Source organism: Microbacterium sp. CGR2 (assembly GCF_003626735.1).
Lineage (GTDB): Bacteria > Actinomycetota > Actinomycetes > Actinomycetales > Microbacteriaceae > Microbacterium.
Genome location: NZ_RBHX01000001.1, coordinates 2,326,513 through 2,348,552 on the forward strand (window position 1 = coordinate 2,326,513; position 22,040 = coordinate 2,348,552).

Sequence of the window (22,040 nt, forward strand, 5' to 3'; positions counted from 1 at the left end):
GGAGCGTCTGCTCAGGGCAGTGGCGTGTTGCGGGTGCCGAGGCGCGAGGCGTCGACGGTGTCGCGCGCGCCGCGCAGGACTCCGCCGAGGAACCCGACACCCCAGGCGAGGTGCATCGTCGGCAATACCACCAGCGTCCAGAGGCGCTGACCGAGCGCGCCGCCGCCGGGCGCGAACGCGACGCCGAGCACCAGGATCACGTAGAGACCGAGCGGGACGAAGGTCACGAGCCCGGCGACCACCGCGGCGACGCCGGTGAGCACGCCGGTCAGCTGCAGGACGCCGACGACGAGGCCGAGGGCCACCAGGAGCACGAGAGCCGGTGGGGCGAAGTAGCGGATGCCGTTGCGCCGGCCGAACCTGCGCACCAGCTCACCGCGCCATGCCCCGGTGGCGCGGAACTGACGAGCGAGGCGGATCCAGCTCTCTCGCGGCCAATAGGTGACGGACAAATCAGGGTCGAACCATACGCGATGCCCGGCCTGACGGATGCGGAGGTTCAGCTCCCAGTCCTCGCCGCGGCGGATCGACTCGTCGAAAAGACCGATGTCGTCGAGCACCTCGCGGCGCATCACGCCCAGGTACGCCGACTCGGCCTCGCCCTCGTGCGTGCGCCCGTGGTAGGCGCCGCCGCCGAGCCCGACGGGGGAGTTGTACAACCGGGCGACCGCTTTCTGGAAGGGCGTGCGTCCTTCGGCGTGCATGACGCCGCCCACGTTGGCGGAGTGCGTGCGATCGAGCGTCTCCAGAGCACGGGCGGCGTACCCGGGGGAGAGTTCGGAGTGTGCATCCACTCGCACGATGGTGCTGTAGCGGCTCGCCCGGATCGCGGCGTTCAAACCGACGGGGATGTGCGCCGCGGGATTCTGCACCAGGCGGATCCGGTCGTCGGCGGCAGCCAGCCGTTCGGCGAGCTCCGTGGTGCCATCCGTCGACGGGCCGAGGGCGAGAACGAGCTCCGCCGGAGCATCGAGTTCCTGGGCGAGCACGGACGCCACCGCATGCTCGAGGTAGGCGCGCTCGTTCAGGACCGGCATCACGAATGAGACCCCGGGGAGGGGCGGGACGGATTCGTTGGCGGGCACATGACGATCATGGCATGGCGACATCGGGCGTTCCCTGATGCGCGGCGCGCGGCAGGTCAGCCGACGCCGCACCCGCCGCGGCGGTGCCGCGCGACTCAGTATCCTGGAGGGATGGGTGCACTGTCTGACGCGAAGAAGGCGTACCGTCTCCTGAGACGGGCGATGGCCTCGCGCAGCGCCGTGCAGCGGGTGCGTCGTCGGCTCGCCGGTCGCGAGCCGTATCCGCTGGACCATTTCCGGATCGCGGTGTACTTCGCCGACGGTGCCGTCAACATGTACCAGATGCGTCAGTGGTATCGGCCGCTCGCCGAGCTCTCCCAGCGCTGGCCTGTCGTGGTGCTCTCCCGCTCGGCCACCGGAGCGGAGCAGCTGCTCGACGAGGATGCTCCTCCGGTCGCGTTCGTCCCCAAGGTGCGCGACCTCGAGCGGTTCATCGCTCAGCAGGACATCCGGGTCGTTCTGTACGTCAATCAGAACACCCGCAACTTCCAGATGTTCCGGTACGGACGCCGCTGGCACGTGTTCATCAATCATGGCGAGTCCGACAAGATGTACATGACGACCAACCAGTACAAGGCCTACGACTACGCCTTCGTGGCCGGTCAGGCCGCGCGGGATCGGCTGTCCCGCACGCTCTGGGACTACGACATCGACCGGCGGACCCTCGACATCGGCCGCCCCCAGGCGGATCACTACTCCGGCACGCTGCCGTACACCCCCGACGAGCGCACCGTCGTGCTCTACGCGCCCACGTGGGAGGGAGACCGCCCCAGCGCGCATTACGGTTCGATCGCCAGCCACGGCGAGACGCTCGTCGCTCAGCTGCTCGCGACAGGTTCACATCGCGTGATCTATCGTCCGCATCCGCGAAGCGGCGTCGTCGACGAGGTGTACGGCGCAGCGCATCGGCGTATCGTCGCTGCGATCGGCGCGGCGAATGCGGCGGATGCCACGGCGCAGCACATCTACGACGACGGAGCGGAACTGGGTTGGCAGCTCTCGGCGGCGGATGTCGCGATCGTCGACATCTCAGCCATGGTCTATGACCGGCTTGCCGCCGGTAAGCCCCTGATGATCACCCGTCCGGTTGATCCGGAGGCCTCCATCGACACCACGGGCTATCTCGCGGACTGCGAATGGCTGACGGTGGATGCCGCGCCCCGCATCGCCGGGGAGATCGACCGTGTCCGCGCCGACGATGTCGCCGTCGCACGCTTGCGGATGTGGGTGCAGCACTACTTCGGCGACACGACTCCGGGCGTCGCCACCGCGAAGTTCCACGCCGCGATCGAACGGCTGATGAACGAGTGGGACCAGTGGCAGGCGCATGAGGTCGGGGCGATTCGCGAGGACCAGGACGACGACGACGAAGAAGCCGACGAGGAAGAAGCGTGAGCTTCCCGCTCGGAGCCGCGGCGGCCGCACGTCTGGATGTGGTGCCGCGAACCGGATCGACGAATGCGGACCTCCGCGACCACGCCGACGATCCCGAAGGCTGGCCGCATCTGTCGACCCTCCTCACCAGGCATCAGACGGCAGGCCGCGGGCGTCTCGACCGCACCTGGGAGGCTCCTGACGGCGCGGCGCTCGCCATCTCCGTCCTGCTGCGTCGGGTTCCGACAGAGACCGCCGCGCGCGGTTGGATTCCACTGGTGGCCGGCGTCGCCATGGCGGAGGCCGTCGAAGCGCAGCTTCCCGGCCACGACGTCGCCGTGAAATGGCCGAATGACGTCCTCGTCGATGGCCTCAAGATCTGCGGCGTCCTCGCGGAGGCGACGACGGATGCCGTCATCGTGGGTGCCGGCGTGAACACGGACATGACGGCCCGCCAGCTCCCCGTGCCCACCGCCACCTCGTTCGCGACGATGGGCGCCAAGGCCGACGAGGACCGCTTGCTGGCCGACTACCTTCGCGGACTCGAGCGCTACATCTCATCGCTGGCGGCGGCGGAAGAAGCGATGACGAGCGGGGTGCACGCGGTCGTCACCGCCCGGTGCGCGACGCTCGGGCGCACGGTGCGTGTGACGATGCCAAGCGGGGACACGATCGAGGGGGTGGCATCGGCGCTTGATCCCGAGGGGCGGCTTCGGGTGTCCACCGGCTCCGGCGAGCGAGCGATCTCCGCCGGCGACGTCGTGCACGTGCGCCCCGCGTGATCTGACACGCCGCCGCGCAGAGCGCTTTGTCGCAGATCACAGGCACAATGGTGGGGTGACTCAGCCCGTGACGCTCGGTGGTCGGCCCTTGATGCCTGCGCCCGGCGCGCCGTCGGAGGAGCTGCTGATCGCACGCTTCCGCAGTCATGCTCGCCGACTGTTCTGGTCGGCGCTCGTCCTCATCGCCACCTTCGGTGCCACCGCCTACTTCTACGGCAACCTGCCCGAAGGGCTGGAGAACTGGATGCTGCTCGTTGCGGCGAGTCTGGTCGTGCTGGTCCTGGTCGTCGTGCCTTTCACGGTCTGGTACTCGCGCAGCACCACGATCACGACCCGGCGAGTCATCGCGCGGCACGGGATCGGCGCGCGTCGGCGGCAGGAGATGTCACATGCACGGGGCTACACGATCGCCGTACGTCGCGGACCGCTGCAACGGCTGTGGGGTTCCGGCACGATCACTCTTTCGAACGGCGTCGATGCGCCTCTTCGGCTGAGCGAGGTTCCCAACGTGACGCTGGTGCACGAAACACTCGCCGACCAGATCGAGGTCGGACAGATACTCGCGCACCGCGACGCGCAAGGCACCGACAGCTTCGGTCACGCCTGATCCGCTCGAGCGTGATCGACAGCGTCTCCGGTGCGGAAGAATGGGCACGGACGAATGGAGGCGGCAGATGGCGCTGCGTGTGGGAGTTATCGGCGGAGGACAGCTGGCCAGGATGATGATCGCCCCGGCGGTGGAGCTCGGGCTCGATCTGCGGGTGCTCGCCGAGGCCGAGGGCATGTCCGCGCAGCTGGCAGCGACAGCGGTCGGCGACTATCGCGATCTCGACACCGTCCGAGCCTTCGCGAAAGACGTCGACGTGGTCACATTCGATCATGAGCATGTGCCCCAGGACGTCCTTCGGGCGCTGGTGGCCGACGGCATCGCGGTGCGCCCCGGGCCGGACGCCCTGCAGTTCGCGCAGGACAAGCTCGTGATGCGCTCCCGGCTCGCCGAGCTCGGCATCCCCCAGCCCGATTGGGCACCCGTCCGCGACGCGGCGGATCTGCAGCTGTTCCTGGACGAGCACGGTGGGGCCGGAGTCGTCAAGACGCCACGAGGCGGCTACGACGGCAAGGGCGTGCGCGTGGTCCGCTCCAGTGCCGACGCACAGGATTGGCTCGATGATCTTCCCGCGGGCGACGCGCTCCTGGTCGAAGAACTCGTGCCCTTCGTGCGAGAACTGGCGCAGCAGGTGGCACGTCGGCCCAGCGGTGAGATCGTCGCCTATCCGGTGGTGGAGACCGTGCAGCGCGACGGCGTGTGCGCAGAGGTCATCGCCCCGGCGCCCGCCGCGCACGAGCGCCTTGCTCAGGTGGCCGAAGAGATCGGACGCACGATCGCCGAGGGCCTCGATGTGACCGGAATGCTGGCCGTCGAACTGTTCGAGACCGACGACCGCATCCTCGTCAACGAGCTCGCCATGCGTCCTCACAACAGTGGGCACTGGAGCCAGGACGGCGCGGTGACCGGTCAGTTCGAGCAGCATCTGCGTGCGGTCGCCGATCTGCCGCTCGGCAGCGCGGCTCCGCGCGCCGCGTGGGCGGTGATGGTGAACGTGCTCGGAGGTCCCGCCCAGGGAACGCTCGAGGCTCGGTTCGACGCCGCGATGGCAGAGCACCCCACAGCGAAGATCCACACATACGGAAAGGCTCCGCGTCCCGGCCGCAAGGTCGGTCATGTGAACGTCGTGGGCGATGACCTCGACGATGCCGTGTACGTGGCGCGGGCCGCAGCAGCCCATTTCGACTGAGTCGATGGGCCGCTCAGGGGCAGATTGGCGTGCCGTTGGGGACTTCTCCCAGCGGCAGACCGTAGCCTGATCAGGTGACTGAGCCACTGCACTCTTCCGCCGCGCCTCTGGTGGGCGTCATCATGGGATCCGACTCCGACTGGCGCGTCATGAGCGACGCTTCTCAGGCGCTCGCGGACTTCGGCATCGCACACGAGGTGGAAGTCGTCTCCGCCCACCGCACGCCGGACAAGCTGATGTCGTACGCGCGCGAGGCTCGTGCTCGTGGACTCCGCGTGATCATCGCCGGCGCCGGGGGAGCAGCGCATCTGCCGGGTATGGTCGCGTCGATGACCGCACTTCCCGTGATCGGTGTGCCCGTTCCTCTGGCCTACCTGGACGGGATGGACTCTCTGCTGTCGATCGTGCAGATGCCTGCCGGCATCCCCGTCGCGACCGTGTCGATTGGCGGGGCGCGCAACGCGGGCCTGCTGGCGGCACGCATTCTCGGCGCTGCTGATGCCGACCTCGCAGACAAGGTGGAAGCGTTCGCGCGCGACCTCGAATCTCAGGTCGAGCAGAAGAACGAACGGCTGAAGGGTTCGCTGTGACCCTTGCGCCGCCGCGCGCGACCGGTCGCCCCCTGATCGAGACGCGGCCGTTGCGGCACCCGGATGCGGCGGACCCCGGCCTGATGGCGAAACGCGGTTGGTGGCTCGTCGTACTCAATCTTCTCGTGCCGGGTTCTGCGCAGATCCTCGCCGGAAACCGTCGACTCGGCCGCTTCGGCCTGGGCGCCACCCTGCTGGCCTGGTTCCTGGCGATCGTGGCCGCCGGGCTCGCCCTGTTCGCTCGGCCTGTGCTGTTGTGGCTGACGATCGGTGGGGGATGGTTCTCCGCGGTTGTGCTGACGCTCGTCCAGATCCTCCTGGTCGCCTACGTCGTGCTCTGGATCGTGCTGACCTTCGACGCCCTGCGTCTGGTGCGGCTGGTGAAGGTGCCGCGTGCTTCGCGGCTCGCGATCCCGGTCGTGGCCCTCGTGCTCCTCGGCCTCGTGGGCGGGGCGGCCGGTTACGCCGCCACCGCCGTCGGATCGGCCCGCAACACGATCAGTTCCATCTTCGGTCTGAGTGGGCCGAGTGTCGAGCCGAGTGAGGGCTATTACAACATCCTTCTCCTGGGCGCCGACAGCGGCGACGGTCGCGATTCGCTCCGTTATGACAGCATCTCGGTGGTCTCGGTCAACGCCGATACCGGCGCTGTGACGATCACGGGCATCCCGCGCGAGCTTCCCCACGCGCCGTTCAGCGAGGGCAGCCCGATGCAGGCGCTATACCCGAACGGCTTCGAGGGTCAGAGTTCGTCGACATGCGGGTGGAACGGCTGGATGAATCACGTGCGCAACGCCGCAGAGGTCTGCCGCGAGGATGGCGGAGCTGAGCTTTATCCGGATGCCGCCTCGCACGGATCGTCGCCAGGGATCGAAGCGACCAAGGACGCGGCCGAGGGCGTGCTGGGAATTGAGATCCCGTACTACGTCTTCGTCGACATGCACGGTTTCGCCGAGGTCGTCGATGCACTCGGGGGCGTGGACATCAATGTGACCGAGCGTCTGCCGAAAGGCGGTCCGCCCGACGGGTGGACCGGGACAGACGTGAACGAATGGGCCATCGGCTGGATCGAGCCAGGCCAGCAGCACATGGACGGCGACACGGCCCAGTGGTACGCACGTTCGCGGTACACCACGAGTGATTGGGACCGCATGGAGCGCCAGCGCGAGCTGCAGGAGGCGATCCTCGCCCAGTTCACTCCGCAGACGGTCCTCACCCGGTTCAATGAGGTCGCCGCTGCCGGGACGGCGCTGATCGACACCGACCTGCCGCAGGACAAACTCCCCGAGTTCTTCGATCTGATGCTCGACGCGAAGAAGCAGCCGGTGACCACGATCGAACTGACCCCGGCCAATGGCGTCGACGAGCACCAGCCGGATTACGCCGTCGTCCACGAGATGATCCAGCAGGCGCTGCACCCGCCGACGGAGACCCCCGCTCCCGAGCAGTGATCGAAGCGGGGCGTTACACAGCCCACGGGCATGCCGCAGCCCACGGCCGTCGCTCGAGAGAGTGAAGGACGACCGTGGGCTTCCGGTGCGGACACCGGGTGCACCAGACGACGGTGATCGGAGGGGGAGGGATCACCGTCGTCCAGTCGACCACCGCCGGAGGCGGTAGCCGGATCTAGGCCCGCTTGCGTCGCGCAGCCCCAGCTGCGACCAGCGCGCCCCCGCCGACGAGCGCGAGCGCTCCGCCGCCGACGATCCACGGCGACACGTCGCCACCCGTGAGAGCCAACTCGATGCCCTGGCCGGTGAGCGGCAGCTCGGTGCCCGCAGGCGCTGCCGTCGGGTCCTGACTGCAGCTCGAGGCCGACTCGTCGCCCTGTGACACGGTGATGGTCGCATTGTACGAGCGCGAACCTCCGAAGGCGATGCCGTAGGAGCCCTGGCCGTCGGACGGCGGACGGAAGGATACCGTCAGGCTTCCGTCGGCGCCGGCGGTGTTGCCGGACACCTCGGCACCGGAGGCGTTCAAGCCGGACACCGAGACATTCACGTCTTCTGACGGCAGGAAGTAGCCCTCGCCGAAGACGATGGTCGAGACTCCGCAGACGTCGATGATCGGATCGCCGACCTTCGGGCCCGGCGTGTCCGCGTAGGAGCCGGAAGCGGCCCCGTGAACGGGCGGCGCGGCAGTTGCGGCGGTCGGTGCGATGAGCACCAGTGCGCCGACAGCAAGGCTGATGGCAGCAAGTTTTTTCAGCATGATTCTCCCCAGAATTTCATGCGGAATCGCACCCGAACACACCCCTGCGTTCGACTGCGTGAGCTCATCTTGCCCCCACGGCAAGATGACAGAGCCCAGATATTCCCCAGTGAGGCCGACAGTATCCTATCCAGCGAAGAAAGTCACGATCCGCAGCGCAGCTCTTCGCGTGATTCTTCGGGAGCTTCGATCATCGGCGTGTGTGAGATGGTCGTCAGCCTCTCCCCGGCACCCGTGCCCTGGAACTCGACGGTGATGGTCGTCGATTCTCCCGGGGTGAGGGACACCTCGTGCTGCACCGCGGAGCGATCGCCGATCATCGCCGTCTGAACTCCTTCTTCCGCGCCATCGCGATCGATGTGTGACGGGACGGCACCGGCGGGACCGTACACCGTGATGAGCGACCGCACGGTGCCCGCGGGAACGCCGTAGAAACCGTCTCCAGTGACGTAAGGCGGGAGGGACGTCGCGGCGTCGGCAGGGGCTGTGCTCGTCCAGGTCACCTGCACCTGGGTGGTCGCTTCACCCTCGCACGTGCCGACCGCCGTCGAGATCGATGCACGCGTGTAGTAGTCCATCTTGGCGCCGGTGGTGTCATTGATCAGCACGCCGACGTGGGTTCCATCGGCACTGTCGAGGGGGATGGTGCCGCCCAGGGCCGAGGCTGCCAGCATGGACTGCTCCGATTCGTGGGCGCTCCAGATGCGGATGCGACCTTCGTCGGCGGACTTCGCGAGGGCGCCGATGAGCGCCTTCGGGTCGCCGCCGGACAGCGCGGCGCCGAGAAGGCCGCTTGCGGCCTGGGCGAAGAGTTCGTCCTGGACGACCGGATCGGGAACCGCCGCGTAGATCTCCGAGAGGAGAATGCTGGTGACGGTGTCGGCAGTGGCGGTGAACGGACCGAAGGTCAGGTTGCCGGTCACGGCCATCAGGTGCTCGGCGACCACGGCATCCACGGCGATGACACCGTCGATCTCCCCGCCGAAGCGGCCCTGCCAGCGCGTGGCGATGGTGGGCCCTGTCTCGGCGAAGTCCGGGATGCTGGTGATGTTCTGCAGGTACCGGCCCGGGCTGTCCTCGAAGAGGGCGACCGTGGATTCGCTCAGCGGCAGTGATGTCGCCAGAGGCGGGAAGTCGAGCGTCGACGCCTGTTTCTGCAGCGTGATCGTACCGTTCTCGGCATGCAGGAGTGCGATCGAGCCGATGATGCCGCCCGACGAGCGCAGCTCCGCGTTGTTCTGCATCGCGAGGACGTAGTTGCGGGGCCCTTCGCCGCCGAGCATCGTCGGCAGCAGGACGGAAGCTCCATGCAGAGACCCGACCACGGTCGCGGCCTCGGTGACGGCTGTGCGCAATTCGCCTACCGCCTCGGAGAGGGGAGGGAGGGTGGCGTCCGCGTCGATACGCTGGGCGCGCAGCTGGGCGGACGTGAGCGATGCGCTCGCCGTGCCCAGCGGCGCCTCGATCGTGGCGAACGGCGTCAGATCGATGGAGCCCCCGCTGAATCCGAGGCTGGCGAGGTCGAACTGGGCGGCGACGTCGAGAAGCGGCGCCAGCGCGTCTTCACTGACCTCGTCAGCGATCGCGGCGACCTCGCTGACGGCGCGGAAGTTCGGCCCCAGCCAGGGGACCAGACCGAAAGCGTGCCAGACCGGGTCGGAGGTCAACTCGTGCGCGGACGCCGCGTTGTGGGCGATCGTCGCGGCGATGGGCTCCGCTCCCTCGAGATCGCCATCGGCGATCGATGCCTTGAGCTGCGACGCACCCTTCGCCACCTGTTGCAGGTCGCCGACTGCGCCGATGCCGCGCACGGTGACCCATCCGACGGCGATGACGAGGAGGGTCAGCACGATGCCGACGGTCCAGCCGATCCATCGGCGCCGCACGGGAAGTCGACCGTCGCTCACGTGAGCATTCAAGCACGAACCCGTGTCGGGCGTGCGCCGGATGCTGTGGGATAGCTGACAGCCGCGCGGCTCGAGGCCTGCGCTCCACGGGGCGATGGCAGAGCGGGGATAGCCTGTCCGCATGGGTGCTCGGCTGCGAATTGTTCTGGATCAACTCGTGCACGTCGTCGACTCCGATCACGCGACCGCCGCTGTGGACCTGGCGGCCGGTCTCGTGTCGACGGCGCCGGCGGGGTGCAGCGTCGATGCCATCGTCCCTGCGGGAGCGGAGGTGCCTGTCGCCGGAGTCGCGCAGGTACGGACCCTCGGGCTGGCACGTCGGGAATTGGCGGCGTCCTGGCAGCTCGGGATCGCGCCGGGTGTCGGGGGCGGACTCATCCATTCGGCGACGCTGATGGCGCCGCTGGTCCGGCACGACCGCGTTCACGACAACGATCAGACCACGGTGACCGTGTGGGATCTGCAGGCATGGGACTCGCCGGAGCAACTGCCGAAGAACGCGGTCGCGTGGCAACGGGGAATGCTGCGACGCGCAGTGCGGCACGCAGATGCGGTGGTGGTCCCGTCGCACGCGGTCGCCGAACGGCTGTCCGAGATCGCCAAGCTGCACGGGCGCATCCGGGTGATCGCCGGCGCTGCGCCCGGTGGATTCACGGTACCGACAGACGGCGCCGAGCGCCGGGCGGCACTGTCGCTGCCGGAGGCCTACGTCGTGCTGACCGGACCGGAGGCATCGCTCGCGGAGGGGTTCCGGGGTGCCGTCGCGGCAGGCGTCGATGCGGTGGTGCTCGATGCTCCCGAGGGGGCGGAGCCTCGCTTGGCGGAAGTGGCGGCCGCTGCAGGGCTTCCCGAGCGTCAGGCCCACGTGCGCGGCACTCTCTCCGCTCAGGACAGGGCAGCCGTCCTGGCCGGCGCTTCGGCATACGCCGCGACCAGCACCGTGGCGGGCTGGCCCTGGCGTGCGGTGGAGGCGATGACGCTGGGTGTTCCGGTGGTCGCGGTCGACGTCGGATGCCATCGCGACGTCGTCTCCGACGGTGGCCTGGTGGTCGCGCGCGAGGAGCTCGCCGAGGCGATCGCGACGGCCGCGGGAGAAGGTGCGGAGCGGCTGCGCGTCCTCGCGGCCGACCGTTCGCGCGCATTCTCCTGGGCTGGTGCTGCCGAACGCGTCTGGGCACTGCACGCAGACCTGTAATGACCTGAAAGCCACCTGCGGGTCCGTCCGACACGCCGCGTTCTTGCAGCAGTTTCCCAGTAACGGTGGCATCATCGCGCAACTTCCGTCACACTGGTCACATGTCTCGACGTGCCCCACGCTCTCGAAACACTGTGAGGATCTCCCGCCTCCTCACCTGTTTCCTTGCTGTCTCCGCCTTGTTCGTTGGAACGGTGGTCCCCGCCACCGCCGCCAGCGCGTCCGTCTCATCGAGCGCAACGGCAAGCGCGTCGCGGGCCGCCGCCGACCCGGCTGCTGCGGGAATCGTCAAGACCTCGTTGGTCGGATTCAACGCCGGAAACATCATCAGCGATACCGTGTTCACCAACGACAACACGATGACCGAGGCGCAGATCCAGTCGTTCTTCAACAGCAAGGTCTCGCGCTGCCTGGGCGGCCGGGACGAAGACGGCAAAGCGATCGTCTGCCTGAAGGACTTCAAGATCTCCTCCGTCACTCGCCCGGCGGATGCGTACTGCAGCGGCTACCAGGGCGCAGCGAACGAGTCCGCAGCGCGCATCATCTATCGCGTGTCCAAGGCGTGCAACATCAACCCGCAGGTGCTGATCGTCATGCTCCAGAAGGAGCAGGGGCTCATCACCCACACGTGGCCCAGCGCATGGCGCTTCAACATCGCGCTGGGTCAGGGTTGCCCCGACACCGCGCCCTGCGACCCGGGGTACATCGGGTTCTTCCATCAGATCTACGGCGCCGCGCGTCAGATGCAGATCTACATGGAGGGCAAGTGGTTCCAGTGGTACGCCCCCGGGAAGACCTGGAACATCCTGTACAACCCGAACGCTTCGTGCGGATCATCGCCTGTGCGGATCGCGAACGACGCCACCGCCGCGCTGTACTACTACACGCCTTACCAGCCCAACACCGCAGCCCTTCGCGCCGGGTACGGCGAGGGCGACCGGTGCTCGGCCTACGGCAATCGAAACTTCTACAACTACTTCACGGACTGGTTCGGCTCGACTCAGGGGATGAACCCGCTCGGCGAGATATCCCGCGTCTACGCCAACCTCGGGGGCGCCTCTGGCGTCCTCGGCAAAGCCGGACCGCAGCCGAACTGCACGACCTCCTCGACGCGCTGCACCTGGAACTACGCGAAGGGTGTCATCACCTGGACGCCCGCGCTCGGTCCCGTCACGGTTTATGGCGTCGTCTACACGGAGTACGTCGCAAAGGGCGGTCTCACCGGCACGCTCGGCTACCCGATCGGTACGCCCAAGGCCATCACAGACCCGAATGGGAACGGCATCTCGCAGCAGTTCGCCAAGGGCTGGATCCATTCCTCGTCTCGCGGAACGTTCACCTCGTCGAGCACCGTGATGAAGGCGTACAGCGCCGCCGGATGGCTGCGCGGTTCGCTCGGGTGGCCGACAAGCGCCGAGACCTGCACGTCGCAGAAATGTCTGCAGACGTTCGCGGGGGGTGTGATCCGTTACGACTCGGGTAAGCCCGCATACGTGGTTCCCCCGGTCAGCAACGCCAAGATCAAGGCTGTGTACACGGCCCAGGGCGGATCGACAGGACCGCTCGGACACGCGGTGAAGGCTGCTCAGAACGTCGTCGATCCGAACGGCAACGGCGTCGCTCAGCCCTTCGACGGAGGCTGGATCCACTCTTCCGCGGCGGGGACGTTCGCGTCTTCCACGACCATCATGACCGCGTACAGCAAAGCCGGCTGGATCCGGGGCGCCATGGGATGGCCCACCAGCGCGGAGACCTGCGCCGGAAACATCTGCTCGCAGTCGTTCCAGCACGGCGCGTTGCAGTACACCAAGGGTGGCGCCGCGGGTCCTCCCGCGGAGGTCACGAATGCGGCGATCCTGAAGGTGTACAACGCCTCAGGCGCCGAGTCCGGTCCGCTCGGCTACCCGCTCCAGGCTGCGAAGCGGATCACCGACCCGAACGGCAACGGGTATGTGCAGCAGTTCGCCGGCGGCTGGATCCACTCCAGCGCTCGCGGCACGTTCGCCAGCTCGAGCCAGATCATGGCGTTCTACTCCGCAGCCGGGTGGCTGCGCGGGTCTCTGGGCTGGCCCTCCGGTGTAGAGAAGTGCACGAGCCTCGGATGCACCCAGACGTTCGCAAACGGAACGTTGACGGCAGCCACCGCCGGCTCCGACGGGGTCAAGATCACGGCCGCCATCCGCACGCTCCATCAGAGTCTCGGGGGAGTGTCCGGATGGATGGGCGCCGCGGCCGGGACGGTGCAGCACGTCGTGGACAAACAGGGCAACGGTGACGCGCAGCGATTCAAGAGCGGCTGGATCCATTCCTCGTCGAAGGGCACCTACGCGTCGTCGACGCCGGTGATGTCCGCGTACAGCGCCGCAGGATGGGTGCGTGGAAAGCTCGGATGGCCGATCGGCGCTGAGACGGTGGTGACCGATCCGAACGGCAACGGAGTGACGCAGCAGTTCGCCGGCGGCTGGATCCACTCGTCGGCGAAGGGTGCGTTCTCGTCGTCGACCGCCATCATGAAGGCCTACAGCGCGGCGGGCTGGTTGCGAGGAAGCTTGGGCTGGCCGACCGGTGCCGAGGCGACGGTCACCGACAAGAACGGCAACGGCCTCGCCCAGAAGTTCAACGGTGGCTGGGTCCACTCGTCGGCAAGCGGATCATTCGCGTCATCTGCCACCATCATGAAGGCCTACAGCGCGGCCGGCTGGCTCCGCGGGCCTCTCGGCTGGCCGACCAGCGCGGAGAAGTGCGACTCCGGATCCTGCGCCCAGTCGTTCAAGGGTGGCGTCATCCGCTACGAGTCCGGTTCGCCGGCCGTGGTGATCCTGATGGGAGAGAACCCGGCTATCCAGAAGGCGTACGCGGCGGCCGGAGGCCCGGCGGGCTTCCTCGGCTATCCCGTCGCCGCGGCGACGGCGGTCACCGACCGCAACGGCAACGGCTTCGCGCAGAAGTTCGACGGAGGTTGGATCCACTCCTCGAGCCGTGGAACCTTCACGTCGTCGACGGCGATCATGGATTACTACAGTGAAGCAGGATGGGTGCGCGGGTCACTGGGCTGGCCGGTGGGTGCCGAGAGCTGTGCGAACGGCGGGTGCCGACAGGCCTTCGTGAACGGAGCCATCAACACCACGAAAGGACGGGAGAACATCGTTCTGACGTCGACGAACGCGAATATCTCGAAGCTCTATGCATCGATGGGTGGAGCGAAGAGCATCCTCGGGTTCGCGGACTGGAATGTCAGTCAGATCACCGATCCCAACGGCGACGGCTTCGGACAGGCGTTCACAGGCGGGTGGATCCACTCCTCCGCGCGCGGCACCTTCGCGTCGTCGACGGCGATGATGAATCTCTACAGCGCACGGGGATGGATCCGCGGCGATCTGGGATGGCCGACGAGCGCGGAGACGTGCACCGCGACCACGTGCACGCAGTCCTTCGCAGGCGGGAAGCTGTCGTACACCAAGTAGGCGCGAGGAGCGCTCGGATAGACTGGCTGCATGAAGGTACTGCTCACAGGAGCTGACGGATTCATCGGATCGCACCTCGCGGAGCAGCTCGTCAGAGACGGTCACGATGTTCGGGCGCTCGTCCTCTACAACTCGTTCGATTCGCGCGGATGGCTCGACGGCATCGACCCGGAGGTGGCTTCGCAGATCGAGTTCCTCCCGGGGGATGTGCGCGACCCCGCGCTCATGATGTCGGCGGTGAGCGACCGAGACGCGGTACTGCACCTGGCGGCGCTGATCGCGATCCCGTATTCGTACGCTGCTCCCGATCTGTACGTGCAGACGAACATCCAGGGCACGCTCAACCTGCTGAACGCGGCCCGCGCCGCCGGCGTCAGCCGCTTCATCCACACATCGACGAGCGAGGTGTACGGCACGGCCCGCTACGTGCCGATGGACGAAGGCCATCCGCTGCAGGGGCAGTCGCCGTATTCCGCGTCGAAGATCGCCGCTGATCAGATGGTGAACTCGTATCACGCCTCGTTCGCGCTGCCCGCCGTCACGATCCGGCCCTTCAACACGTTCGGCCCTCGGCAGTCCGCCCGGGCCGTCATCCCGACGATCATCAGTCAGCTGGCCGCGGGCAAGCGTGAAGTCCAGCTCGGCGCCGTCACGCCGACGCGTGACTTCACCTTCGTCCCCGACACCGTGTCCGGCTTCACGACCGCGCTCACCAGCACGGCAGGTGTCGGAGAGGTGATCAACCTCGGGGCCGGGTTCGAAGTCTCGATCGGGCAGACATTCGACCTCATCGCCGAGGCGATGGGCATCGATGCGGTGGCCATCGAGGATCCGGCGCGTCTGCGGCCGGCCAACTCCGAAGTCGAGCGTCTGTTCTCCGACAACTCGAAGGCGCGAGAGATCCTCGGCTGGAGCCCGCGCTTCACCGGTGTCGACGGCTTCCGAGAAGGACTGCGCCAGACCGCTGAGTGGTTCACCGACCCTGCGAACCTGGCCCGGTACCGCACCGACGCCTACGTCGTATGACGAGCGCTGAGGACTTCGTCCGCACGGTGCGGTGCGTCGTCGGCGACGAACCGTTCGTGGGGCTCCACATCCCCGACATCACCGATGCCGAGAAGCAGAAGGTGAAGGAGTGCCTCGATTCGACATTCGTGTCGAGCGTGGGGAGCTTCGTGGGGGAGTTCGAGCAGGGAATCGCCGAGTTCGTGGGGGCGGGATACGCCATCGCCGTGTCGAACGGCACGTCGGCGCTTCAGGTCGCTCTGGAACTGGCCGGAGTCGTTGCCGGTGATGATGTCATCGTGCCGGCGCTCTCATTCGTCGCGACGGCGAATGCCGTGTCACACGCCGGTGCGCAGCCGTACTTCGTCGACAGCGACGAGGAGACGCTCGGGCTGTCCGTCGAGGCGGTCGGTGCCGTTCTCCGCGCGGCGAAACCGAGCGCGAATGGCCTGATCAACGCCGCGACGGGCCGCAGGATCGGCGCCATCGTCCCGATGCACACGCTCGGCCACCCGATGCGCATCGCCGAGCTCGTCGAACTCGCCGATTCCTTCGGCATCCCCGTCGTCGAAGACGCCGCCGAATCATTGGGCAGTCGGGTGGGCTCTCGCCACACCGGCACTTTCGGGATTCTCGGCATCCTCAGCTTCAACGGCAACAAGATCCTGACCACCGGCGGCGGGGGAATCATCCTGACCGACGATGAGCAGCTCGCCCGCCGCGCCCGTCACCTCACGACGACCGCGAAACTCGCCCACCGCTGGGAGTTCGAGCACGACGAGGTGGCGTACAACTTCCGGATGCCGAATCTCAACGCCGCCTTGGGCGTGGCCCAGCTCGAACGCCTTCCCGAGTTCCTCACGGCGAAGCGACGCTTGGCCACGCGTTACCAGGAGGCGTTCGACGGTGCCGCCGACCTGACGTTCCTCGCGGAACCGGAGGGGACCGAGAGCAACTACTGGCTGTGCGCTGTGCGCACGGAGGGCGGTATGGCTCGTCGAGACGAACTGCTCGAGGCGACGAATGACGCGGGTCTGCAATGCCGTCCGTTCTGGAACCTGCTGCATCGGCAGGCCGCCTACCGGCATCTTCCGCACGCGCCGACGCCCGTCGCGGAAGCGCTGCACGCCAGTGCGGTGTGCATCCCCAGTTCGCCGGCACTGGCACGCGCATGAGGCGCATCGCCGTCCTCACCGGCACGCGTGCCGACTACGGGCTCCTGCGCGGCCTGCTGCGAGCGATCGAGGCCGACGCCGAACTCGACCTGCAGATCATCGCCACCGGAACGCACCTTATCGACGCGTTCGGGCGCACCGAATCGGAGATTGCCGCCGACGGATTGCGCATCGCCGCATCGGTGCCGATCTGGTCTGCGTCGGACAGCAGGCTTGCCGTGGCGGCTGATGTGGGCAAGGCTCTCCCGCTCTACGCGGAGGCCCTCAGTGCCCTCGATCCCGACGTCCTGGTGGTGCTGGGCGATCGGCTCGAAGCGTTCGCCGCGACGACGGCAGCGACGATCCTCTCCGTCCCGGTAGCCCATGTCCATGGTGGCGAACTCACCGAGGGTGCGATGGACGATGCGCTGCGGCACTCGATCACGAAGATGGCCTATCTGCATTTCGCTTCGACGGAGGAGCACCGACGCCGCGTGATCCAGCTCGGCGAGGAGCCGGACCGGGTGCATTTCCACGGCGCTCCGATCGTCGACGCTCTGAGCGCGCTGGAGTTGCTCCCGCGCGAAGAGGTCGAGAAGCGGTTCGACATCCGTCTTCCCGAGCCGACGGCGCTGGTGACGTTCCACCCGGCAGTGATGGACGTCGATTCCCCGGAATCGCTGCTGGAGGAACTTCTCGAAGGGTTGCTGGCGGTGCCAGAACTGCATGTCGTCATCACCGGATCGAACTCCGACATCGGTACGGCGGACGTGCGTCGAAGCATCGAAGAGTTCGTGGCCGCTCGCCCCGATCGAGTTGATTTCGTCGAATCATTCGGCCAGCTGGGGTATTTGAGCGCGATGGCCGCAGCGGCGGTGGTGGTGGGCAACTCCTCCAGCACGGTGCTGGAGGCTCCGGTGCTCGGCATCCCCTCGGTGCTGGTCGGCGATCGGCAGAAGGGGCGGCCGCTCTCCGCGAGCGTCGCCGTGCCGTCGCCCCATCGAGATTCGATCGCAGAAGCTGTCCGAGAGGCGCTCAGCGATCGGGCGCGGCCCGAGGGAACGGCGATCTTCGGCGGTCCAGGGTTCGCGTCCCGAACGACCCAGATTCTCCGTGACGCTGATGTGCCGCGGCCGCCCCGCAAGAAGTTTCACGACCTGAAGGAGAGTTCGCACTCATGACCGAAGGTGTCTTCGTGATCGCCGAAGCAGGCGTCAATCACAACGGATCGCTCGCCACCGCCAAGGAACTCATCGACCTCGCGGCCTCTGCAGGAGCGGACGCCGTCAAGTTCCAGACGTTCTCGGCCGACAACCTCGCGCTCGAGAGCGCGGCGCTCGCCGACTATCAGCGGACGTCGGACGAAGACAGCCGTTCACAGCACGACCTCCTGCGCCAGCTCGAACTGAGCCAGGACGAGTTCCGCGAGTTGCGCGACCGCTGCGATGCGCAGGGCATCCAGTTCCTCTCCACGGCGTTCGACGTCGCCGGTCTCGACTTTCTCGTCAGCGAACTCGGCATCCCGATGGTGAAGATCGCCTCCGGTGACCTGACCTTCGCGCCGCTCCTGGTAGCCGCCGGGCGCACGGGACTGCCCGTCATCCTCTCCACCGGGATGGCGGAGATGCCGGAGATCGAGCGCGCCCTGCGCTTCATCGCGGCCGGCGTGGCGCAGGCGAAGGGATCGCTCGAGCGGGGAAGCCGTCTCACCGACGATGTGCTGGATCAGACCTGGCAGGCGCGCCATGAGCACCTCGATTTCGCACAGCACGTCACGATCCTGCACTGCACCACCGAGTATCCGGCCGCCGACGAGCACCTGAACCTCCGCGCCATGCAGACCATCGCGTCGACGTTCGGTCACCGTGTGGGCTACTCGGATCACTCGCTCGGGTCGCTCGCCTCCGTGCTGGCGGTGGGTCTGGGCGCCGCCGTCGTCGAGAAGCACTTCACTTTCGACGTGGATGCCGAGGGACCTGACCACGCTGCCTCCCTCGATCCCGACGGGCTGCGCGACTACGTCGCTGCTCTCCGCCGAGTCCCCGTCCTCCTCGGCTCAGAGGAGAAACGATGCCAGCCGGTGGAGGAAGGCAATCGTGCCGTCGTTCGGCGCAGCCTCGTCGTCACGGCCGACATCGCAGAGGGGCAGATCGTTGCGGAGTCCGACCTGGCGTGCTTCCGCCCGGCATCCGGTCGCACGTCGTTCGACTTCTGGGACGTCGTCGGCGCGCCGGCGACCCGCGCTTACCGTCGTGGAGATCTCATCTATCGGTCGCCAGAGGGCGAGGAGTCATGATCGACAGGGAATCGCTGATCGTCACGCCGGAGACGAGCATCCGAACGGCCCTCGCGCGGCTGGATCGCGGGGGACTCCAGGTCGTCTTCGTCGAGGACGCCCGCGGAAGGCTCGTCGGCGCCGTGAGTGACGGCGACATCCGCCGTGGCCTTCTCTCGGGATCGGCTCTGGAGGACAGCGTCGACTCGGTCATGAACCGCGCTCCCGCAACCGTGCACCCCTCGGCGACCCAGCAGGACGTGGACGCGCTCAAGACTCAGCGCGGCATCCGCATCGTCGCGGTCGTCGACGACGGCGGTCGGATGGTCGACGTCGTGGGGGAGAGGCAGAGCATCGCGACGCCGCTCGACACCCCTGTGGTGCTCATGGCGGGTGGGAGGGGCCAGCGGCTGTATCCGATCACCAAGGACATCCCGAAGCCGCTCGTCCCGCTCGGGGATGTGCCGATGATCGACATCATCCTCGGACGGCTGCACGATCAGGGCTTCCGCCGAGTGTACGTATCGGTGAACCACCTCGGCCACCTCATCGAGGAGCACCTCGGAGACGGCAGCCGACTGGACCTCGAGATCACCTACCTGCACGAACCCGCTCCGCTGGGAACCGCCGGAGCACTGGCACAGTTGCAGGACGAGATAGCGGTGCCGTTCGTCGTCATGAACTCGGATCTGCTCACACAGGTCGATCTACGACGGATGCTGGCGTTCCACCAGGGGATGGATGCCGCGGCGACGATCGGTGCGCGCGAGTACGGATTCGAGATCCCGTTCGGCGTGATCAGGCGTGAAGGCGACGATGTCGTCGCGCTTGCCGAGAAGCCGTACCACAGCGAACTTGTCAGCGCGGGTATGTACGTGCTCCAGCCGCGTGCGCTGGAATCACTGGTCGCGGATGAGTACTGCGACATGCCGACCCTCCTTGCTCGTCTCATGGAGGCAGGGCAGCGGGTCGGGGCCTTCGAGATCCATGAGGAGTGGATCGACGTGGGCCGACCGGAAGACCTGGAGCGCGCGCGTCAGGCATGGGAGCGGAGACAACGATGAGAATCTGTACGATCACAGTGCGCGCGGGGTCCAAGGGCGTACCGGGCAAGAACCTGCGTGTCGTCGCGGGGCGTCCTCTTTTCGGCCATTCGGTCGCGCAGGCGGTGGCGACCGGCCTGTTCGACGAGGTCGTCGTATCCAGCGACTCGGAGGAGATCCTCGCGCTCGCTCAGACGTTCGGCGCGACGGGAGTCGTCCGTCGGCCGGCGGAGATGGCCACCGACACAGCAGGCAAGGTTCCCGCGATCGCCCACGCCGTGCGCTCGACCGAGGAGCGCACAGGGCAGCGGTACGAGGTCTGCGTCGACCTGGACGCGACGAGTCCGCTGCGCACCGTCGAAGACATCCGCGCTGCGGTCGAGATGTTCGAGGCGGGGGAAGTCGAATCTCTCATCACCGGTGCCGAAGCGCGCCGGAACCCCTATTTCAATCTGGTCGAGGAGCAGCCGGACGGCACGGTCGCAGTCAGCAAGAAGCCGGATGATGCCGTGCTGCGGCGGCAGGATGCGCCTCGATGCTTCGACATGAACGGCTCGATCTACGTCTGGCGTCGGGAATCCCTTCTCGAGGACCAGGTCGTGTTCTTCCCGTCGACGATCCTCTATGAGATGCCATCAGATCGGTCGATCGACGTCGACAGCGAGTTCGACTTCCGCGTCGTCGAGTGGCTCATGAACCAGCGGGTTGACTTGTGAGCCACGAACCGCTGGCACGCAGTCACGCTGTACAGTCGCTCGTCGACCTGGAGAATGCCGCGCCCGACGAGCTCTTCGAGATCCTGCCCGGCTCCACCGTGCCCTTCTGGGCGCAGGTCAGAATGCGGTTCGCACTGGCGCTGTCAGCACAGACGACCGGCAGCCTTGAGGTGGACACGAACAACTGGAGCCGTACCGCAGAACTGCGGAGGCTTTCGAAGGCCTTCCTTCCGAGCCGCTGGGATGCGCGGCTTCGTGCTCGTCCCCACGAGGTCCTCTTCTACGTCGGAGGAGGAACGACCAGCGCCGAGGGCGATCGCGCTCGGAACTGGTTGGTCGAGGACTTCGCCGAGTCAGCCGATTCGATCGTCGTGCAACGTCGTCCCATTCCGTCCGCGGACGGATATCCGTCGTTCTCGCCGACGGTGAGCATGGAGGCGGCCTCGGCGCGCTCACGGTTGTGGGCGCGCGGCTACCGGCCCCCATCGCAGACGATGGAGACAATCGACCGACTGGTGGATTTCTACGGTGAGCGTCTCGGTGTGGGCGATCCGTTCCGGAGAAAGCTCAGGGCTCTCGTCTTGCGGTCCGAGGCGCACAGGCCCCACGAACTCGCCGAGCTGCGACGCGTCGTCCGTCGCGTCCGCCCACGCGTCGTGATCATGGACACCGCGTCGTACACATACAACGGTGAGTCGGTCGGGGTCTTCAAGGACGCGGGAGCTCTCGTCGTCGAACCTCAGCACGGTTGGATCGGCCCGTCTCACGCCGCGTACAACTACGGTCGCGCCTTCGACGAGGCGTCGTTGCGGCGCGCTCTACCCGACGAGCTCCTCACCTTCGGCCGGTTCTGGTCGGAGTCGATCGATTACCCCTCCCGGGTGACGGCGGTGGGGAAGCCGCATCTGGAGCGGCGCGCAGCGGTCGCAGCGCGCGATCGGCCGAAGACGGTGCTCGTGGTCTCTTCTCGGGCTGAGCCCGATCAGACCGACGCTTTCGTGCTCGCGCTTCGTTCCGCGCTGCCGGCGGAGTGGGAGGTCACCTTCCGACCTCACCCCGCCGAGCGCGGCGAGGTGATCCTTCGCTACCCTCGACTCTCGGTGGCAGCGGGTGTCTCCGTCGACACGAGTGCAGATGTGTACGACTCCTTGTCCAAGACGAAGGTGGTCGTCGGCGTGGCCAGCACGGTCCTGTTCGAGGCCGTAGCCTTCGGTTGCGTCGTGGTGGCGCGCGACAACGACTTCGCGTCGACCATCATCGGCGACATCTTCGGACCACGAGTGGTCGACGCCGCGGAGGCAGCGAAGAGAGTGTTGGACGCGCAGGACGAGCGCACATCGGCATCCGCACCCGACCCTGATATCTGGGCGTCCGACTCGATCGAGACTTTTCGAGGCTGGCTCTCGACGACGCTCGCGGCGCGCGCGTCGTGACGTCGCCGGC

Annotated in this window: 18 protein-coding genes; 15 read left to right on the forward strand and 3 right to left on the reverse strand. The window is 67.3% G+C overall.

Annotated features, from left to right (window positions below; translation table 11 throughout):
- Positions 1-11: 11 nt before the first annotated feature.
- Positions 12-1,109 carry a glycosyltransferase family 2 protein gene (locus D7252_RS11660; RefSeq protein ID WP_120775538.1) on the reverse strand — a complete coding sequence of 366 codons (1,098 nt, stop codon included), beginning with the start codon at positions 1,107-1,109 and terminating at the stop codon, positions 12-14.
- 87 nt (positions 1,110-1,196) lie between these two features.
- Here D7252_RS11660 and D7252_RS11665 point away from each other — a divergent pair, with 87 nt between their 5' ends.
- The 6 genes from D7252_RS11665 to D7252_RS11690 all read left to right on the forward strand — a co-directional run bounded on the left by D7252_RS11665 (position 1,197) and on the right by D7252_RS11690 (position 7,078).
- Entirely contained in the window at positions 1,197-2,480 is a 1,284-nt protein-coding gene (locus D7252_RS11665) for a CDP-glycerol glycerophosphotransferase family protein (protein ID WP_120775539.1), read from the forward strand.
- Positions 2,477-3,241, forward strand: coding sequence for a biotin--[acetyl-CoA-carboxylase] ligase (locus D7252_RS11670; RefSeq protein WP_120775540.1), 765 nt, complete (start codon positions 2,477-2,479; stop codon positions 3,239-3,241). The genes D7252_RS11665 and D7252_RS11670 overlap by 4 nt, the downstream gene beginning before the upstream one ends.
- A 91-nt stretch (positions 3,242-3,332) precedes the next feature.
- On the forward strand, positions 3,333-3,848 hold the full coding sequence (locus tag D7252_RS11675; protein ID WP_120775541.1) for a PH domain-containing protein: 516 nt from the start codon (positions 3,333-3,335) through the stop codon (positions 3,846-3,848).
- A 67-nt stretch (positions 3,849-3,915) separates the two neighbouring features.
- Positions 3,916-5,037 (forward strand): 5-(carboxyamino)imidazole ribonucleotide synthase, encoded by a 1,122-nt coding sequence (locus tag D7252_RS11680; protein ID WP_120775542.1) that lies wholly within the window; start codon positions 3,916-3,918, stop codon positions 5,035-5,037.
- A 122-nt stretch (positions 5,038-5,159) separates the two neighbouring features.
- The gene (purE, locus tag D7252_RS11685) at positions 5,160-5,627 is read left to right on the forward strand and encodes a 5-(carboxyamino)imidazole ribonucleotide mutase (protein ID WP_120776940.1); all 468 of its coding nucleotides are present in this window, start codon (positions 5,160-5,162) and stop codon (positions 5,625-5,627) included.
- On the forward strand, positions 5,624-7,078 hold the full coding sequence (locus D7252_RS11690; RefSeq protein WP_120775543.1) for an LCP family protein: 1,455 nt from the start codon (positions 5,624-5,626) through the stop codon (positions 7,076-7,078). The genes purE and D7252_RS11690 overlap by 4 nt, the downstream gene beginning before the upstream one ends.
- Positions 7,079-7,253: 175 nt before the next feature.
- On the opposite strand, the gene D7252_RS11695 is transcribed toward D7252_RS11690, so the two are convergent.
- Both D7252_RS11695 and D7252_RS11700 read right to left on the reverse strand, forming a co-directional pair.
- The gene (locus tag D7252_RS11695; protein WP_120775544.1) at positions 7,254-7,838 is read right to left on the reverse strand and encodes a hypothetical protein; all 585 of its coding nucleotides are present in this window, start codon (positions 7,836-7,838) and stop codon (positions 7,254-7,256) included.
- Positions 7,839-7,981: 143 nt separating this feature from the next.
- Complete coding sequence (locus D7252_RS11700; RefSeq protein ID WP_120775545.1) at positions 7,982-9,745, reverse strand: DUF4012 domain-containing protein; 1,764 nt, start codon at positions 9,743-9,745, stop codon at positions 7,982-7,984.
- 121 nt (positions 9,746-9,866) lie between these two features.
- Here D7252_RS11700 and D7252_RS11705 point away from each other — a divergent pair, with 121 nt between their 5' ends.
- The 9 genes from D7252_RS11705 to D7252_RS11745 all read left to right on the forward strand — a co-directional run bounded on the left by D7252_RS11705 (position 9,867) and on the right by D7252_RS11745 (position 22,030).
- Positions 9,867-10,940: a glycosyltransferase gene (locus D7252_RS11705; RefSeq protein WP_120775546.1), complete on the forward strand. Its 1,074-nt coding sequence runs from the start codon at positions 9,867-9,869 to the stop codon at positions 10,938-10,940.
- Positions 10,941-11,134: 194 nt separating this feature from the next.
- Positions 11,135-14,404: an LGFP repeat-containing protein gene (locus D7252_RS11710; protein WP_183055276.1), complete on the forward strand. Its 3,270-nt coding sequence runs from the start codon at positions 11,135-11,137 to the stop codon at positions 14,402-14,404.
- Positions 14,405-14,434: 30 nt separating this feature from the next.
- Positions 14,435-15,430, forward strand: coding sequence for a GDP-mannose 4,6-dehydratase (locus D7252_RS11715; RefSeq protein WP_120775548.1), 996 nt, complete (start codon positions 14,435-14,437; stop codon positions 15,428-15,430).
- Positions 15,427-16,584, forward strand: a complete 1,158-nt coding sequence (locus tag D7252_RS11720) for a LegC family aminotransferase (protein ID WP_120775549.1) — start codon at positions 15,427-15,429, stop codon at positions 16,582-16,584. Before D7252_RS11715 ends, D7252_RS11720 begins: the two co-directional genes overlap by 4 nt.
- Positions 16,581-17,744, forward strand: coding sequence for a UDP-N-acetylglucosamine 2-epimerase (gene neuC / locus D7252_RS11725; RefSeq protein WP_147406731.1), 1,164 nt, complete (start codon positions 16,581-16,583; stop codon positions 17,742-17,744). The genes D7252_RS11720 and neuC overlap by 4 nt, the downstream gene beginning before the upstream one ends.
- Positions 17,741-18,859: an N-acetylneuraminate synthase family protein gene (locus D7252_RS11730; RefSeq protein WP_120775551.1), complete on the forward strand. Its 1,119-nt coding sequence runs from the start codon at positions 17,741-17,743 to the stop codon at positions 18,857-18,859. The genes neuC and D7252_RS11730 overlap by 4 nt, the downstream gene beginning before the upstream one ends.
- Positions 18,856-19,902, forward strand: coding sequence for a nucleotidyltransferase family protein (locus tag D7252_RS11735; RefSeq protein WP_120775552.1), 1,047 nt, complete (start codon positions 18,856-18,858; stop codon positions 19,900-19,902). Before D7252_RS11730 ends, D7252_RS11735 begins: the two co-directional genes overlap by 4 nt.
- Positions 19,899-20,597 carry a cytidylyltransferase domain-containing protein gene (locus D7252_RS11740; protein ID WP_120775553.1) on the forward strand — a complete coding sequence of 233 codons (699 nt, stop codon included), beginning with the start codon at positions 19,899-19,901 and terminating at the stop codon, positions 20,595-20,597. Before D7252_RS11735 ends, D7252_RS11740 begins: the two co-directional genes overlap by 4 nt.
- The gene (locus D7252_RS11745) at positions 20,594-22,030 is read left to right on the forward strand and encodes a hypothetical protein (RefSeq protein WP_120775554.1); all 1,437 of its coding nucleotides are present in this window, start codon (positions 20,594-20,596) and stop codon (positions 22,028-22,030) included. Before D7252_RS11740 ends, D7252_RS11745 begins: the two co-directional genes overlap by 4 nt.
- The last annotated feature ends 10 nt before the right edge of the window (positions 22,031-22,040 follow it).

Coding starts and splice junctions, on each gene's coding strand:
- D7252_RS11660 (WP_120775538.1), bottom strand. CDS start 1,109: ATGTCGCCATGCCATGATCGTCATGTGCCCGCCAACGAATCCGTCCCG.
- D7252_RS11665 (WP_120775539.1), top strand. CDS start 1,197: ATGGGTGCACTGTCTGACGCGAAGAAGGCGTACCGTCTCCTGAGACGG.
- D7252_RS11675 (WP_120775541.1), top strand. CDS start 3,333: ATGCCTGCGCCCGGCGCGCCGTCGGAGGAGCTGCTGATCGCACGCTTC.
- D7252_RS11680 (WP_120775542.1), top strand. CDS start 3,916: ATGGCGCTGCGTGTGGGAGTTATCGGCGGAGGACAGCTGGCCAGGATG.
- purE (WP_120776940.1), top strand. CDS start 5,160: ATGGGATCCGACTCCGACTGGCGCGTCATGAGCGACGCTTCTCAGGCG.
- D7252_RS11695 (WP_120775544.1), bottom strand. CDS start 7,838: ATGCTGAAAAAACTTGCTGCCATCAGCCTTGCTGTCGGCGCACTGGTG.
- D7252_RS11705 (WP_120775546.1), top strand. CDS start 9,867: ATGGGTGCTCGGCTGCGAATTGTTCTGGATCAACTCGTGCACGTCGTC.
- D7252_RS11715 (WP_120775548.1), top strand. CDS start 14,435: ATGAAGGTACTGCTCACAGGAGCTGACGGATTCATCGGATCGCACCTC.
- D7252_RS11720 (WP_120775549.1), top strand. CDS start 15,427: ATGACGAGCGCTGAGGACTTCGTCCGCACGGTGCGGTGCGTCGTCGGC.
- neuC (WP_147406731.1), top strand. CDS start 16,581: ATGAGGCGCATCGCCGTCCTCACCGGCACGCGTGCCGACTACGGGCTC.
- D7252_RS11730 (WP_120775551.1), top strand. CDS start 17,741: ATGACCGAAGGTGTCTTCGTGATCGCCGAAGCAGGCGTCAATCACAAC.
- D7252_RS11735 (WP_120775552.1), top strand. CDS start 18,856: ATGATCGACAGGGAATCGCTGATCGTCACGCCGGAGACGAGCATCCGA.
- D7252_RS11740 (WP_120775553.1), top strand. CDS start 19,899: ATGAGAATCTGTACGATCACAGTGCGCGCGGGGTCCAAGGGCGTACCG.